The following is a 13,146-nucleotide window of genomic DNA, read 5'->3' as shown; positions in this document are numbered from 1 at the left end:
GGGCGGGCCGGAGCGTGTGCTGCCGTCCACACCCGTCAGGCTTGTCCCGCCGAATATGTCCCTCTATTATTCATTTCATTTTCGGGCATTATTTTCGGGGGCTGTTTCCATTTTTTCTAAAACTTTTTTCAGACGCCGGAGTCCGCGCTGGATTCCTTCATGCACAGAGCTGACGCCAGAACCCTCGCTTTTTGCAATTTCCGATATGCTCATGCCGAGCAGGAAATGCGAGGTGATCCGGTTTCGCTGTTTCTCCGGCAGGGAAGCAAGTGCCTGATACAGCCGGGCATTTTCCTCCTTTTGTTCAAGAATTTCGGCCGGTGTCAAGACGATCACCAGCGCATCACGCTCCACATTGGCATCATAGTCAAGAGAAAAATATGCCTTATGACGGTATGTACGTAGGATATAGGCGGCTTCAGCCAGCTTATACTCTCGGAGCAGATTAGCCACCTCGTCCGGCACTTCAACAATAACGTCCTGTGTATAAAATGGGTAGTAATCCCGCAGATTGATTTCTTTCATGGGTAATTCCTCCAATTTCGATTTTTAGGTTGGTAAGCAAAATCGAAATCAGAGGGTGGGGAGCGGCAGTGCGGATAACCCTTGTTGTAACAGCCGCTTATATATGAAATGCGCGCCCATAAAAGATTAGGCGCGCAGAAAGATGTATGATAATGTATTTCTTCAAATACGATCAAACTTAAAAACGCCGCAATCCACACCACATGGATTACGGCGCATAAAGCTCTATATGCAAAATAACCTTTCTGTTGAACATTCCCCTTTGGCAGCATTTATCAGCCCTCCCCGAAAAGGAAGCGCAGAAGGCTTATCCTTCATCAGCCTCCTTTTGGGGAGATTATACAGGAGCAAATTCTGTATTTTTCCTTGAAACATCATAGTTCTGGTAAGGCTTATATAAAGTGTGTTTTTAGAAAATACCGGTTACCAACGGATTTTGTAAAAGAATTCTTTATTATAATAAAGACCATAAGACAAATAAAAATTGCCTCATGGTCTTTATCACAATACTTCAAATTTGTAACCAACGCCAATAACACTTTTAATGTAGTCTGGAGAACCAGGTGTAGTTTTCAGTTTCTTCCGTAGATTACTCACATGGTTATTAACTGCTTTGCGGGAGTAGTAGGAATAATCCTCATTCCAGACCAATTCCATAATCAGTTCATAAGTAAATACCCGCTTCGGGTGTGTAATTAACAAAGCAAGGATGTCAAATTCCTTAGCCGTTAATTTGATTACCTGCTCGCCAATACATACAAGTCGTTGTTCTTGGCAGAAATATAAATCGTCCATTTGAATTTCTGTAAATGGTTCATCAATGGCTGTCTGCACCCTATAATTTTCGGAAATGGCGCATGGGCTGTTAGCCAGATTATTCTGTTGCTTTTCGGAATCAAGAAGATAATTTACTAATTCCTGCCGCTGACGGGTGTTTAACAGCACAAGTAGCTTTTCCGCAATTCTACCGCCCGGTTCAGATATATCAAATACAGCTAATTTCCCATATCGCCACCTCCTTTCCGTCAGCGAGGGTATTTATTCTTTTACCATCAACTAATACTCCTGTTGTGTTCCTGTGCTCTATGCCGAAAGTTCCTTTTAAGCGTTATATAATTTTCTATATTGTTTCGGAGTCACCCTGATATATTTTTTGAAAAAATTAGTAAAGTGACTTTGGCTGCTAAAACCAAGCTGATAGGTGATATTTGATAAAGCCTCCCCGGCTTTCAGCTACACTATTACATATGGGGCAGTACAACCATACCCATTCAGACATTAAACCACCTCGCCTTCCGGCTTGTTGTACACAATTTCATATTTGATACCCTCTAAATCTTTGAAGAACATTGCATAATAGTAAGGCCCATGTTCTTCAAAAATTTGTGGAGCGTAAACTATATTTGCACCTATTTCTTTGATACGCAGAAAGAGTTCATCCACTTCTTTCCTTGAATTTGCTCTAAAAGCCATATGATGAAATGCGCCTGGCTTTCTTCGGTGAATAGTATCACCCCTAAAGGTTGTGCGAGGAGAACATATACCGAAATCAAAACTTTCGTTTAAATATTCAACTACATATAAATCATGTTCTTCGATAACAGCACTTATTTTATCCTCCAGATTAAAGCCCAAAATCGGCATAAGTTTGTCATAAAACGGCTCTGCAACTTTCATATTCTTAACTGTAATTTGAATATGGTCAATAATCGGTTCCATTCTTTTCTCCCTTCAATTTGTAAGCCAATATTGTCGGCCATCTTTAGTACGCTCCATAAACCCATACATAATTAGGTAGCGTCGAATTGTCATATAATCTTCATAAATCGGTCTGAGAATTTCATTCACTTCCTGTTCACTGTATTTTTTTCCATACTCAAATTGCTCTGCTATTTTCCCAAGAATAACAACCTTTTTCTTTTCCTTTGACGAAAAAGATTTTAAAACAAGAGGATGGGTTGTGGAAAAAAAGGTTTTAATAATGTGTTGCTTTTCATCCTCTGTAATAAGGTAGCGATCATCAACATAAATTGCATTGTTATGAATAGGAATAATCTGTTCAGCGGTTGCTGGTTCATCCTCAAATGCTAACTCATACATAGCCAAATAGAATTTAGCCTGCTTTGCCTTTTCACGGAATGTAAAGCGTTGCCTGCGAATTGTGGCTTCTGTTACATTTAGCTTTTTTGCCATATCCTTATCAGACATTTTTGAATAGAACATAGCAAGTAAGTCTCTTTGATTTTGAGTTAAAGTATTATACTTTGATTCTGAGTGCAATAACTGTGTCAAATTACCACTATGAATCTGTCTGATATGTTTTATCACGGCAGATTCAGCCATAAAAAAACCTCCATCAATTTGAAATATTTGTCCGGCATTAAATACCTGTCCACAATGATTGCAAACATAAGCGTCCTGCTCTTTTTCATATTTGTACCCATTCTTAATTTCATCAACTGTCATTTTTCCGTAGTCCATAATTTTTCTCCTTTCAGTAAACATATTATATATTTGTTTACTGTATTTGTCAACGGATAAAAGATGGGATGAAATAGAACACTACATAAACTCTAATTATCTTCATCAGGGCTTGTCGAATATTGTGTTTTCATTTCCTGCTATGACGGTATACGCTTTCTGAGATTGATGAGGCTAAATACATCATCCATAATTCCTCTATCCCTTACATCCAGCATCAACCATTTCTGTCCATTACCGGTTTTCGTGTTTTTGAATACTGTCTGCACATAGTCGGAACATTGCGGCATAAGAAACTCTGCCTCCGTAAGTTCATGACTTCCTACAACCACGAGAGCGATAAAATAGCCTTGCATCGGATAGAGCGTACAAAGAGACTTTCCACCTTTTTTATACTTAATATTCCAGCCTGCCTGCATGGAACAGCGGCTGTGCTCCATGCAGGGCCTGGTCCGATAGGTGGACTGGATATGGTTATTAAAATCTATCCATAACGGATTGTTAATGTATTCCGTGACTTGCTCCAACGATGGAGGTTGTTCATTTGAATATAGCGAATTCCAATCCATCATAAATTCTTCCTTAGCTTTTATTTTTCAGCGGTAGAGGCTTAACCCAAATTTCCATACAAGCCATACCCTCTGAGTCACGATAATACTTTTCTGCCGAAAAAGGCTCCGTGGTTAAGTTGTGATGAGGCAACCATATACCAAAAAGATATTTGCTGGCCTGGTCTAAAGCAACCGTTACCAAATCCTCAAAATTTTCTGCTTCGACTCTGCAAACGATATATTCTCCTGCCGCGAGTTCTCTCTTAACAAAACCATCTTGCAGCCGGTCCGGATTATTTTGAACAAGTCCGCCTGCAAAATAAGTGAAAAGGTTTTGTGCAGTACCTTTCGCATGGGACATTCCCATTTCTACAGTAGTATTTAGAGTGGCTGCGATTGAAGCCTTCTCCATGTGGTAGCGCTTCCAAAGCTGTCCTGGCACATCTACACCTGTGCTTTCACCAACCGGCATTTGCTCGGAAATGCGAACTTCCGTTTCCAGACCGAGGTAAATTTCCGGTTTTTCCAATGTCTTTTTATGGATTTCCAAGACGATATTTCCTACCACTAGCGGAACCCCTTCGTCTACCAAAACGTAATTCATAGAAACTTCCGGCTTGTCGAATGTATTGAGCATTGGTAAATCCCTCCTGTAGTTTTCAGGCGTAATCCCATACGTTTCCTTGAAAGCCCGTGTAAAATTCGCATGGCTTGAAAAACCATAGTCCAAGGCAACGTCAAGAATCCTCTGATCGGTACTTTTCAGATTTTCAATAACCTTTGCCAAACGGCGGAGTTTCACATATTCCTGAACCGTTTTATTTACCAGCCGCTTGAACAAGCGCTGAAAATAAAAGGGAGACAGGCCGACAGTATTTGCCAGTTCTTCCGTTGAAATTTCTTTTGTCAGGTGTTCCTCGATAAAAGTCAAGGATTGTTCGATTGCTTCATATGCGTGCATTGCGGCACCTCCTATATTTGATATTCAAATTATATCATTTTATTTTTTGCCGGGCTTTTCACGCAATGCGCTTTTTGATTAGGAAAATGCAGCGTGTAATAAATGAACAGGCGCTTCGTCAACAGTCCCACTTTGTCCAAAAGTAGCCTTAATCAATTTGATGCTTTTTTGCTTCTAAAGAGATAAGAAGAAAAAACAACGCAAAGTACAATAAGAATGACCCATACAATTACACAAACAATCTTTTTCTCTATCAGTAAACCAAAAATATTATAGAAATCAGACATACTAAAAAGGCGATCTATGGCTCCAATTATATTTATCGGTAGTAGTTGCATAAATCGGTGTATTGTAGGGGACAGTTCTGCAAAACTTACTACTGGCACTATATATCCAACAAGTGAGGGAATAAACGCCACAAAAGCATTTGGACTAGCCGCTGAAATTAGCAATGCTCCAGCCGCAGTCACCAAAGCAGCTCCCCATCCTAACAGGCCCCATAAAATGAGTGCAACGCCAATAGAAAGGTTATATGGGGACAAAGTGCAATGTGCGACTAATTGAATACTGGCCTTTAGGCCGGATGTTCCATATGCTGCTATACACACAAATACAGAACAAGCAAAAAAAAGGACAAAAACAAATGTTGCAAATAAGAAGCAAGCCACAATTTTGTCTCGGATTAACTTGCTTTTTCCATATTGTGTTGTCAGTAACACTTTGTCAGAGCCAGAATGTCTTTCCTCGGCAAATATAGGGGAAACTCCAATAAGAATGATTAACCCCACAATGTATTGAAAAAATATAGGAACAGTATTAAAAAACGACTCCCAGCCATCGAGATATTCGCCATAAAAGGAAGTGTTCAAGTTATCATACATTCCTAATACTTTTTGGACAATAGGATTTTCTAAATCAACAGGAGGTACAAGATTATCCTCCGCCGATGACTGAACGATTGAACCCTCATAAAGTTCTGCCACACTTCCAGATATTTTTGCATCTTCTATATACAAAGGTAATGCGTTTGCACGATTGCCAATTTTGGCAATCACTCCATACCGATTAAGATATTTATAATAAGCTTCATCGGTTAGTGGAGTAGTGTTTTGATCCGATAGAGAAAAGGAATACCCATCCCCATTGTCTGAACGCTGGTAGTCTGGGTTATTATATATTTTTTTATATTCTGCATACAATGGTGCAAATTCATCTGCTGTATATTGTCCAGCATACAGATTTTGCAAATCCCGATCATAATGAATAGCCTCTATTCCAGTCAAAGGCTCCATTTGTTCAGTAAATGTTCTGTATTGCAAGACTGGAAGTAATATAGAAAGGGAAAGCCATAATAACCCTACACCAATAAAAATTAGTACAATCTTCTTTTTAAAAATTTTATACAGTTCAAATTTCATAATTCACCGCCTCTTTCTCCTGTGTGGAACAAATACGCATCCTCCAAAGTGGGCGTAATTGCTTTCGCTTGCTGAAAGGGCTTGTGGTCTGAAATAATACGCAATATAGCTCCTTGCGGAGTATGGTGCATATTACTAACCATATAATCTTGTGCGATCTTGTTAGCCTGCTGGTTTTCAACAAGCACCTCCCAAACTTTCCCTTCAACTGCTGTTGTAAGTTGTTGGACATCTCCAAAATATTGCAATTCTCCATGCTGGACTAAAAGAATATCATCGGCAATATAAGAAACATCTGAAACAATATGAGTGGACAAAATAGTTATTTTTCCCTGTGAAATTGTGCTGATTAAATTTCTAAATTTCACACGTTCAGTAGGATCAAGCCCCACCGTGGGTTCGTCCAAAATAAGAACATCAGGGTCATTCAGCATAGATTGAGCAATTCCTAACCTTTGACGCATCCCGCCAGATAAGGAAGAAATTTTAGCTTTTGGAGCTTCCTGCAATCCGACAATTTCTAAAAGTTCACTAATTTTACGCTTGCTAAAATTCCTATTTAACCCTTTCAATGAAGCAATATATTCCATATACCGCTGGACAGTAAAATTCGGATAGTAACCGAAATTTTGTGGCAGGTATCCTAAAATTTTTCGGTATTGTTCCCCTAAATCATGAATTGGTTTCCCGTCATAAAATATACTCCCGCTATCTGGTCTGGTAAGTCCGCAGACTATTCTCAAAAGAGTTGTTTTTCCTGCGCCATTTGGTCCCAAAAGACCATACACACCTGGGAGCAAGGAAACAGAAAAACGGTTAATTGCGATTTTGTCTTTATATCGCTTACTAATTTTATCTATATCAAGCACCATAACAACGCTCCTCCATATGTTTGAACTGGATCACCATTATTCCAATAGCTAACAGTATCAAGAGAACACTTCCGAAGTAAACACCAAGCCATGTATTATCCAGTAGAAAAGAGAAATTACGCATCTGGATTAACGCCAAAGTTAAAAATGCAGATATAGATAACATAGCATACGGCGAAGTGACTTTTATAAAATCAAAGACTATAATAGTTAGAGCAATCGAAATATTAAATGGAATTAGTCCACGGCACAACAATTCTAAAATATCAAGTTGATGATAAATGCCAAACGCCAATGACATAATTCCAATAATTAAAAAGTTACAACTACTTACTAATGTCATTTTTACTGCCAGTGTTTTGAACGGGCTAAAAAAACAGACCGCCTCTATTTCTTCCATGTTATAAAACTGGGTTTTAAACAGTTCTGGTAGAATATAAAAAGTCATTACCGGGACTATTGTTAGGAAAAGTATTTGAATATCTTTTAATCTTTGTGTAGTCGTAAAGTTTACGAGGAATAGCAAAAAACAAATAAATTGTATTAACCAAAACACCTTTGAAATACTCTTGAATTGATTTAGTACAAAATTTTGCTTTGCACCTACATATTTTGTCTGTTGCGATAACAATTCTGCCGCTTTCTTGATTGTGTCTTGCTTGACACAATCTTTTGCTTCAACTATCGGATAAGCGGATATAAAATCGTAAAATGATTGATTATCTTTCACTCGGATTCGTCCTCCAACAATATTATTTTTAATTTATTTAGACCCTGACTAATGCGTGATTTTACAGTCGATGGATTTGTTCCTGTTATTTTTGCAATATTCTTAATTTTCATGTTGTGAAAGTAGCGGAGAAGGATTGCATCTTTCTGCATATCAGGTAATTTTCCTAACGCTTCTTTCAAACGAATGTGTTGTTCTTGTTCAATCAAAATCCCCTCAATATCTATCCCTGCATCAATATCTATTGAATTGAGTTCCTCATGTATAAATAATTTATTTTTTCTAAAATAATCATTTGCTGCATTTACTGCAATCGTAAATACATAGTTAGAAAACTTCCCCGTAGGACGATAACGCGATAGTGTTTTAACCAGTCGTAGAAAAACTTCCTGGGTCAAATCTTCTGCAAGTTCTATGCTTCCGACCTTGCGAAATAAATACGAAAAAATATTGTCATAGTATCGGTCAATAAGCTTTTCTAACGCTTCTGTATCGCCCTTTTGAGCTTTTTGGATAAGTGCAAATTCTGTGATATAACTTTCCCCCTCTTTTTGTGGCATAGATACATTCTAATCAATCACAAACATTAAAGAAAAATTTCATATTCATCATTAGTATTATCCTTTCCATATAATTTTATAGAAGAAGTCATATCATCAAGATTAATACCAGCAGGTAAATATAACTCGCTTCCAACTTCCAAACAGTTTGAAGCGTTATTGCTTTCTACTGGTTCTGTTTTTGAAAGTAAAGTTTCTACTGTTCCAATGGAGATGTAACCATCCGGGAGAGTATCACTGCTAACTCCAGTTGAAATAAAAAGATGATCGCTTACATAAACACGATCTGAATATACCTTAACTTCTGGTGTGTCGTCCTCACAGGCAGCTAAACTGAACAATAGTGTGGAAACAACTATCAGAGCAAGCGCGCTTTTTTTTGTAAAAAATTTCATTGTATTGCCTCCTGTTTTGGTGTCCTACTTATATTAACGCAATTTTTCCAAAAAGGACTTAGAATATCAGAAAAATTTTTTGAAAGTAATTATAGTGCGTAAAACACGAAACGGCAAGCAGGGCAAGTTTGGACATACTTGCTATTTTTGCGTGGCCAGAGTCCGCAAAAATGCTTGTTAGGGAACTCCCCACGCCGGGGGACGGGGACTCGTCAAGGGCCGCCTTGTCAACCTTGGCCGGGCGGCTCTTGCGAGGCTCCGGCCCCTTTTCCGCTTTGCCTCCCTGGGGGCAGCCCCGGCGCTTTGTAGCCTTTTCTGCCAGCTCCGCCGTTTTATCCTGCGCGGGGGATTTCTCCACTTTTTCGGGCTCAGCCTGCGGAGCAGGCCGGGCTGGAGCATCCTTGCCCATACCGGGGATCACGGACTGTTCCGGCTGGGGTGCTGGGATTTATCCATCGCCTCAATGTAATCATCTTTTGTCATGCCATATAAATAATAATCGCAGTAGATGTTTACCATTTTTCCCTCACGAATAAGCCCTTCACGCTTGAAGCCCGCTTTTTCAAGAGTTTTGAATGACGCAATGTTACAGATATGAACATCAGCCCAAAGACGCTGCAATTCTGTTTCTTCAAAGCAGAAGATAGCTACTCTCGCCAACGCTTCTGCCATAAGTCGGTTGCCTTGATAGGCAGGAGAAAGGCGAAATGCCACTTTTGCCATGCGGTCATTTTCAATGAGATACACCCACATATCCCCGATAACTTTATAATCCTGTTTGTGAACAATACCCCAATGAAAACTTTTTGTGGATTTCTCCGGCTTTTGAAAAAGCAATTCCGGGTTTAAATCACTTTTTCCTGGGCGTTTTCCCCAATACTGATAAATAGAACTGTCACCCATCCATTCTTTCAAATCTGAAACATCTTCTTTTCGCAGAGGGCGCAGGATAAGTTGTTCCGTTTCAAGAACAGGTTTATTCTGAACAAAATCCTGTAATTTCATAAGCCACTCCCCTCTTAAAATTTGAATACCTGTCCCCAATCAAAATAGCCGGACGCTTCTGTACTTTTCGGCCATTCGCTGCACCATGCGGGAACACCGGGTGTTTCAACCTTGTCAAAACTCGGAGTGTACGGCTTGATGTCAAGTACGGGCGTATTGTCATTTGCGTCAATGAATGTAACACGAATCATGCCGTTGGTGAAATCAATGTTAATAATTTCAGACGCTGTTAATGCAATAGGGTTCGGACGCGCAGGAGATCGTGTCGCAAATACACCCATGACTTCGGGTGCGCCTTTATAGGGCTGTTCTGTCTGTAATTCATTCCGGTCTGCGTCGTTATCGCAATCGCTGAACCACCAAAGGACATTGATGTGGCTGAAGCCCTCTAAGGCCTGCAGTCCGGGAATGTACTCCGGCTCTAGCTGAATAAATGTGCTGTTTTCATCATTCTTTACTTTGCCAATGGCTTTTAATTGATAGGTCATATTTTTCCTCCTTGCTTTGTTGGTAAATCCAGTATAATACCTCACATCATGTGAGATGCAACAGGGAAAAATAAAAAAATGCCCTGCATTTTTAGCGGGACATTTCAAAGTCTGTACAATCATGTGTGTTCCAGCGGTATTTGAAGCTCAATCAAATATTTTTCAGGGTTACTCTCATTCCACGGGCCTCTATGCACAATTTGACGCATAGGATTAGACATTTTGTATTCGCTGTTTTTCTGCAGCCATTCAGCAAAGGCAAGGTAAGCTCCTTTTATATTTGCAAAATCGCCATAGACCATTGTGCAAGCCATATACGGGACTGGTTCTGTCATGCGGAAACAAAATGGATCTTTTGCCTTTCCCATTTTCTTTACCGGAGCGCATAGCTCAATATCAACATCTGTCTCCCGAAATTCAGTATCGTGATAAATGGAAAATGTATTACTCATTATTTCTATTTTTTGCGCACCTGTAAAAGTAGAAAGTTCTTTCCATAAGTCGCCCTCGGAATAGTAGGTTGGTACAGCTTTCCGCAAGGATAGTACCTGATACGAGGGGATCGACTTAACGGAGATGTTATAGTGCAGTTCTCCTTTACCACCCTGTATTTCACTTTTTGCAAGTTCAATCTTCCGCAGTTTTTCTCGTTCGGCCTGTATTGCATTTTCTATCTCTATGCGCTTTTTGTCGAGCTGCGTAAGAAGTGGTTTATCGTCCATCGTCAGGGCAAGCGCGATTTCTGAAACATTTAGTCCACTATCCCGCAAATACAGGATTTTATTTAGGCGCGGTATTTGCTCCACCGAATACAGTCGGTGTCCCGTCCACTTGTCAACCTCTGCGGGCTTCAAAAGCCCCATTTCATCATAATATCGAAGCATACGGATAGATACTTGTGTCAGCTTTGAAAATTCGCCTATTCTAAACATTTTATCACCACCTATCTACCATTATATCCATAGTTTTTGATACTTCAAGCAGAATTTTGCTCTAAATAATATGGAATTATTTCGGCCAACTGATAGAACAATGAAGACACATCCAAGAAGAAAGGTGAACAGTAAAATGCAATAGGGTTAATAACTATGGCCAAAAGACCAGTACCAAAGTATGACTTCAAGGCTTTTGAGGCAGCGAAAAAGCAGTGCGGACAGGACGCAAGGAGGGCCGTAAGAAAGTAAGCGACGAAATGTTTATCTCGCCGCGCTATCTCGCGAATATTGAGGACAAGGGGCAGCACCCACTTAACAGGTGCATGGCAGGTTAAGAATAATGTATTTTATTTAAGCTAACGCTATCTTGGCAATAGCTGTTCTAGCTTCACGGCGGCCCTGGTTTAATCAAAGCCGCCGTAATTAAATCAGGCATGAGAAAAGGGCTGCTGAACGACGGCTTTTTCTTTGGCCGCCGTCCGGCAGATAGCATACTCATATTTTTATTCTGTTTCTCTTTCGGATTATAGATAACACCCCATAAAACCGCGCATATTGAGATAGGCTTAACCTTCTATCATTGTTAATTTGAAAGTTACATAACCATTATCTGGACACGCTAAATTCCTTTTTGACTTAGGGTTTTTCTCAAAGTTAAAAGTCGCTCCATTGTGCAAAGCAACCTGTATTGGAAATAAAGCCATATATGCGCCACCACAAAATGGAACATCAGGAGTATTCATTCCCTCACAATGAAATACATCACCAACTTTATATCCGCAGGAACAGTGTCCAGTTACTGCCTCTACTTGATATTCAAATTTTCTCATTGCTATTTACCCCACACCTTGATTTGCGGCAATATGCTCATTTTGACACTCGCAGGATTGAGCGCTTTCACAAAAGCGGCAGCTTCCGCATCTTGAAACATTTTTTCAGAAGCTGTTTTCAGTTGATCCATAGTCTCCCAATGCTGTACCATAGTCCAATCGCCGCTTTCGTCATCGTAGAGCAGTTCGGTATCAATAAAACCGATTTGTTTGGAGTGGAAGTTCCTTTCGAGTTGATCAACTATGCTTACAAACATCTCCTTCGTAATATCTGGTGCGATTTTCATTGTTACAATTTCAGTAGCAATAGACATAAAAAATACCTCCTGTTTTTTTCATAGTCTACATGAAATAAAACGGGAGGTATAGTAAAAAATCGACTGTTAGAAATAGGTGTATGTAACGTTCTCCTTTACTGATATTTTTTCCATTTGAAATGCACGGGGAGCCACGCCAGAAAAGCGTCTAAAGTCTTTTATAAAATGGGTTTGGTCTGTAAAATTATTGTTGTAGGCGATTTCAACCAAATTAGTTATTCTTTGGTGTGACAGTTGATTACTAGCCATCTGAAAACGTTTAATATTACGTAATAATTTAGGTGTAAAACCTGTATAAAAGAGGACTTTTCTTTCAAATGTTTTTATGTTGATTGCTTGTTGCTCACAAAAATCTTTCACTGTTACATCATCAGCGATTGTTAAGTAATCATTAATTAGTGGAACTTCCCTTAGAAAATTGGGGTCAGCAACTAATTCACTAATAAGAGCATGTTCAATAGATTTTATTATTTCTTCCGAATTGGCACCAGAAACAGCAGATGTAAATTTCTGCTCCAATTCCAAAGACATCTCTCGCAAATCGACTACTTCATCTTGTAAGCATTTTAGCGGTTTGCGGACAAATGGAAATAGACCATATGAGTGAAATGAAATTCCAAAAATAAAAGCATCTCCATTTTGGCGAATAAAACTCGGCTTGCTCCGCAGACCATTGATGTGGAATGGTGGCGCAACAATTTTGCCAGAATCTGTTTCATAGACTATATCGCTTTTCAAATTGAGAACAATATCAATACAGTCTGTTGGCAAAAGTTTATAGTGAAAATCAGCATTTTCAGCGTTAAGTTGCCATATAAATTTTACCCACGGGGTAAGACATTCATTTTTAATTGAATATCGAGTAATTTCAAGTATTTTTCATCACCTCCGAAATGTGTTTGTTATACATACTACTATAACACATTTTTTGATAAATCAAAAGAGCGCTGTCACAGTATAGCCTGTGCAGGATAAACTTATAAACTAAAAATTTTATAAAATCACCGTTTTCTATGGCTTTTTCAGGGCAATTTTTTTGAAATCTTGGAATTTTTGCCCTGAAAATCGCATACAGAAG

19 protein-coding genes and 1 pseudogene are annotated in these 13,146 nt (G+C 39.2%); 1 reads left to right on the top strand and 19 read right to left on the bottom strand.

Annotation, left to right across the window (positions count from 1 at the left end; translation table 11 throughout):
- Positions 1 to 75 precede the first annotated feature (75 nt).
- The 16 genes from GN277_RS10125 to GN277_RS10050 form a co-directional block, all read right to left on the bottom strand.
- The gene (locus GN277_RS10125) at positions 76 to 525 is read right to left on the bottom strand and encodes a sigma-70 family RNA polymerase sigma factor (protein ID WP_159750931.1); all 450 of its coding nucleotides are present in this window, start codon (positions 523 to 525) and stop codon (positions 76 to 78) included.
- Between the two features lie 501 nt (positions 526 to 1,026).
- Positions 1,027 to 1,470, bottom strand: coding sequence for a helix-turn-helix domain-containing protein (locus GN277_RS10120; protein WP_159750930.1), 444 nt, complete (start codon positions 1,468 to 1,470; stop codon positions 1,027 to 1,029).
- Between the two features lie 156 nt (positions 1,471 to 1,626).
- Positions 1,627 to 1,758, bottom strand: a complete 132-nt coding sequence (locus GN277_RS32390) for a helix-turn-helix domain-containing protein (protein WP_159756587.1) — start codon at positions 1,756 to 1,758, stop codon at positions 1,627 to 1,629.
- Between the two features lie 45 nt (positions 1,759 to 1,803).
- Positions 1,804 to 2,244 carry a VOC family protein gene (locus tag GN277_RS10110; RefSeq protein ID WP_159750929.1) on the bottom strand — a complete coding sequence of 147 codons (441 nt, stop codon included), beginning with the start codon at positions 2,242 to 2,244 and terminating at the stop codon, positions 1,804 to 1,806.
- Positions 2,245 to 2,256: 12 nt separating this feature from the next.
- Positions 2,257 to 3,006, bottom strand: a complete 750-nt coding sequence (locus tag GN277_RS10105) for a DUF2087 domain-containing protein (RefSeq protein ID WP_159750928.1) — start codon at positions 3,004 to 3,006, stop codon at positions 2,257 to 2,259.
- Between the two features lie 140 nt (positions 3,007 to 3,146).
- A complete protein-coding gene (locus GN277_RS10100; RefSeq protein WP_244324663.1) occupies positions 3,147 to 3,578 on the bottom strand; it encodes a DUF3788 domain-containing protein in 432 nt (143 codons plus the stop codon).
- A 10-nt stretch (positions 3,579 to 3,588) separates the two neighbouring features.
- The gene (locus GN277_RS10095; protein ID WP_159750927.1) at positions 3,589 to 4,518 is read right to left on the bottom strand and encodes a helix-turn-helix domain-containing protein; all 930 of its coding nucleotides are present in this window, start codon (positions 4,516 to 4,518) and stop codon (positions 3,589 to 3,591) included.
- Positions 4,519 to 4,670: 152 nt separating this feature from the next.
- Positions 4,671 to 5,936: an ABC transporter permease gene (locus GN277_RS10090; RefSeq protein WP_159750926.1), complete on the bottom strand. Its 1,266-nt coding sequence runs from the start codon at positions 5,934 to 5,936 to the stop codon at positions 4,671 to 4,673.
- On the bottom strand, positions 5,933 to 6,808 hold the full coding sequence (locus GN277_RS10085; protein ID WP_159750925.1) for an ABC transporter ATP-binding protein: 876 nt from the start codon (positions 6,806 to 6,808) through the stop codon (positions 5,933 to 5,935). Before GN277_RS10085 ends, GN277_RS10090 begins: the two co-directional genes overlap by 4 nt.
- Positions 6,798 to 7,538 carry a hypothetical protein gene (locus GN277_RS10080; protein WP_159750924.1) on the bottom strand — a complete coding sequence of 247 codons (741 nt, stop codon included), beginning with the start codon at positions 7,536 to 7,538 and terminating at the stop codon, positions 6,798 to 6,800. Before GN277_RS10080 ends, GN277_RS10085 begins: the two co-directional genes overlap by 11 nt.
- On the bottom strand, positions 7,535 to 8,098 hold the full coding sequence (locus GN277_RS10075; protein ID WP_159750923.1) for an RNA polymerase sigma factor: 564 nt from the start codon (positions 8,096 to 8,098) through the stop codon (positions 7,535 to 7,537). The genes GN277_RS10080 and GN277_RS10075 overlap by 4 nt, the downstream gene beginning before the upstream one ends.
- A gap of 26 nt (positions 8,099 to 8,124) precedes the next feature.
- Positions 8,125 to 8,493, bottom strand: a complete 369-nt coding sequence (locus tag GN277_RS10070) for a hypothetical protein (RefSeq protein ID WP_159750922.1) — start codon at positions 8,491 to 8,493, stop codon at positions 8,125 to 8,127.
- A gap of 58 nt (positions 8,494 to 8,551) precedes the next feature.
- Entirely contained in the window at positions 8,552 to 8,851 is a 300-nt protein-coding gene (locus tag GN277_RS29405) for a hypothetical protein (RefSeq protein ID WP_204162731.1), read from the bottom strand.
- 59 nt (positions 8,852 to 8,910) lie between these two features.
- Positions 8,911 to 9,498, bottom strand: coding sequence for a GNAT family N-acetyltransferase (locus GN277_RS10060; protein ID WP_159750921.1), 588 nt, complete (start codon positions 9,496 to 9,498; stop codon positions 8,911 to 8,913).
- A 14-nt stretch (positions 9,499 to 9,512) separates the two neighbouring features.
- Positions 9,513 to 9,986, bottom strand: a complete 474-nt coding sequence (tsaA, locus tag GN277_RS10055) for a tRNA (N6-threonylcarbamoyladenosine(37)-N6)-methyltransferase TrmO (RefSeq protein ID WP_159750920.1) — start codon at positions 9,984 to 9,986, stop codon at positions 9,513 to 9,515.
- A gap of 119 nt (positions 9,987 to 10,105) precedes the next feature.
- Positions 10,106 to 10,918 carry a MerR family transcriptional regulator gene (locus tag GN277_RS10050; protein ID WP_065550929.1) on the bottom strand — a complete coding sequence of 271 codons (813 nt, stop codon included), beginning with the start codon at positions 10,916 to 10,918 and terminating at the stop codon, positions 10,106 to 10,108.
- A 156-nt stretch (positions 10,919 to 11,074) separates the two neighbouring features.
- Between GN277_RS10050 and GN277_RS10045 the strand changes: the two are divergent.
- Positions 11,075 to 11,232: pseudogene (locus tag GN277_RS10045) on the top strand (transcriptional regulator); the annotation flags it as partial.
- A gap of 255 nt (positions 11,233 to 11,487) precedes the next feature.
- Here GN277_RS10045 and GN277_RS10040 read toward each other — a convergent pair.
- From GN277_RS10040 to GN277_RS10030, 3 genes are all read right to left on the bottom strand, one after another.
- Complete coding sequence (locus GN277_RS10040) at positions 11,488 to 11,751, bottom strand: TIGR04076 family protein (protein ID WP_084414947.1); 264 nt, start codon at positions 11,749 to 11,751, stop codon at positions 11,488 to 11,490.
- 2 nt (positions 11,752 to 11,753) lie between these two features.
- Entirely contained in the window at positions 11,754 to 12,065 is a 312-nt protein-coding gene (locus GN277_RS10035) for a hypothetical protein (RefSeq protein ID WP_159750919.1), read from the bottom strand.
- Between the two features lie 69 nt (positions 12,066 to 12,134).
- Complete coding sequence (locus GN277_RS10030) at positions 12,135 to 12,920, bottom strand: AraC family transcriptional regulator (protein ID WP_322101284.1); 786 nt, start codon at positions 12,918 to 12,920, stop codon at positions 12,135 to 12,137.
- Positions 12,921 to 13,146 lie beyond the last annotated feature (226 nt).

This window comes from Sporofaciens musculi, from assembly GCF_009830285.1.
Lineage (GTDB): Bacteria > Bacillota > Clostridia > Lachnospirales > Lachnospiraceae > Sporofaciens > Sporofaciens musculi.
The sequence above is the reverse complement of the archived record's forward strand: the minus strand, read 5'-3'. Positions and strand labels throughout refer to the sequence as shown.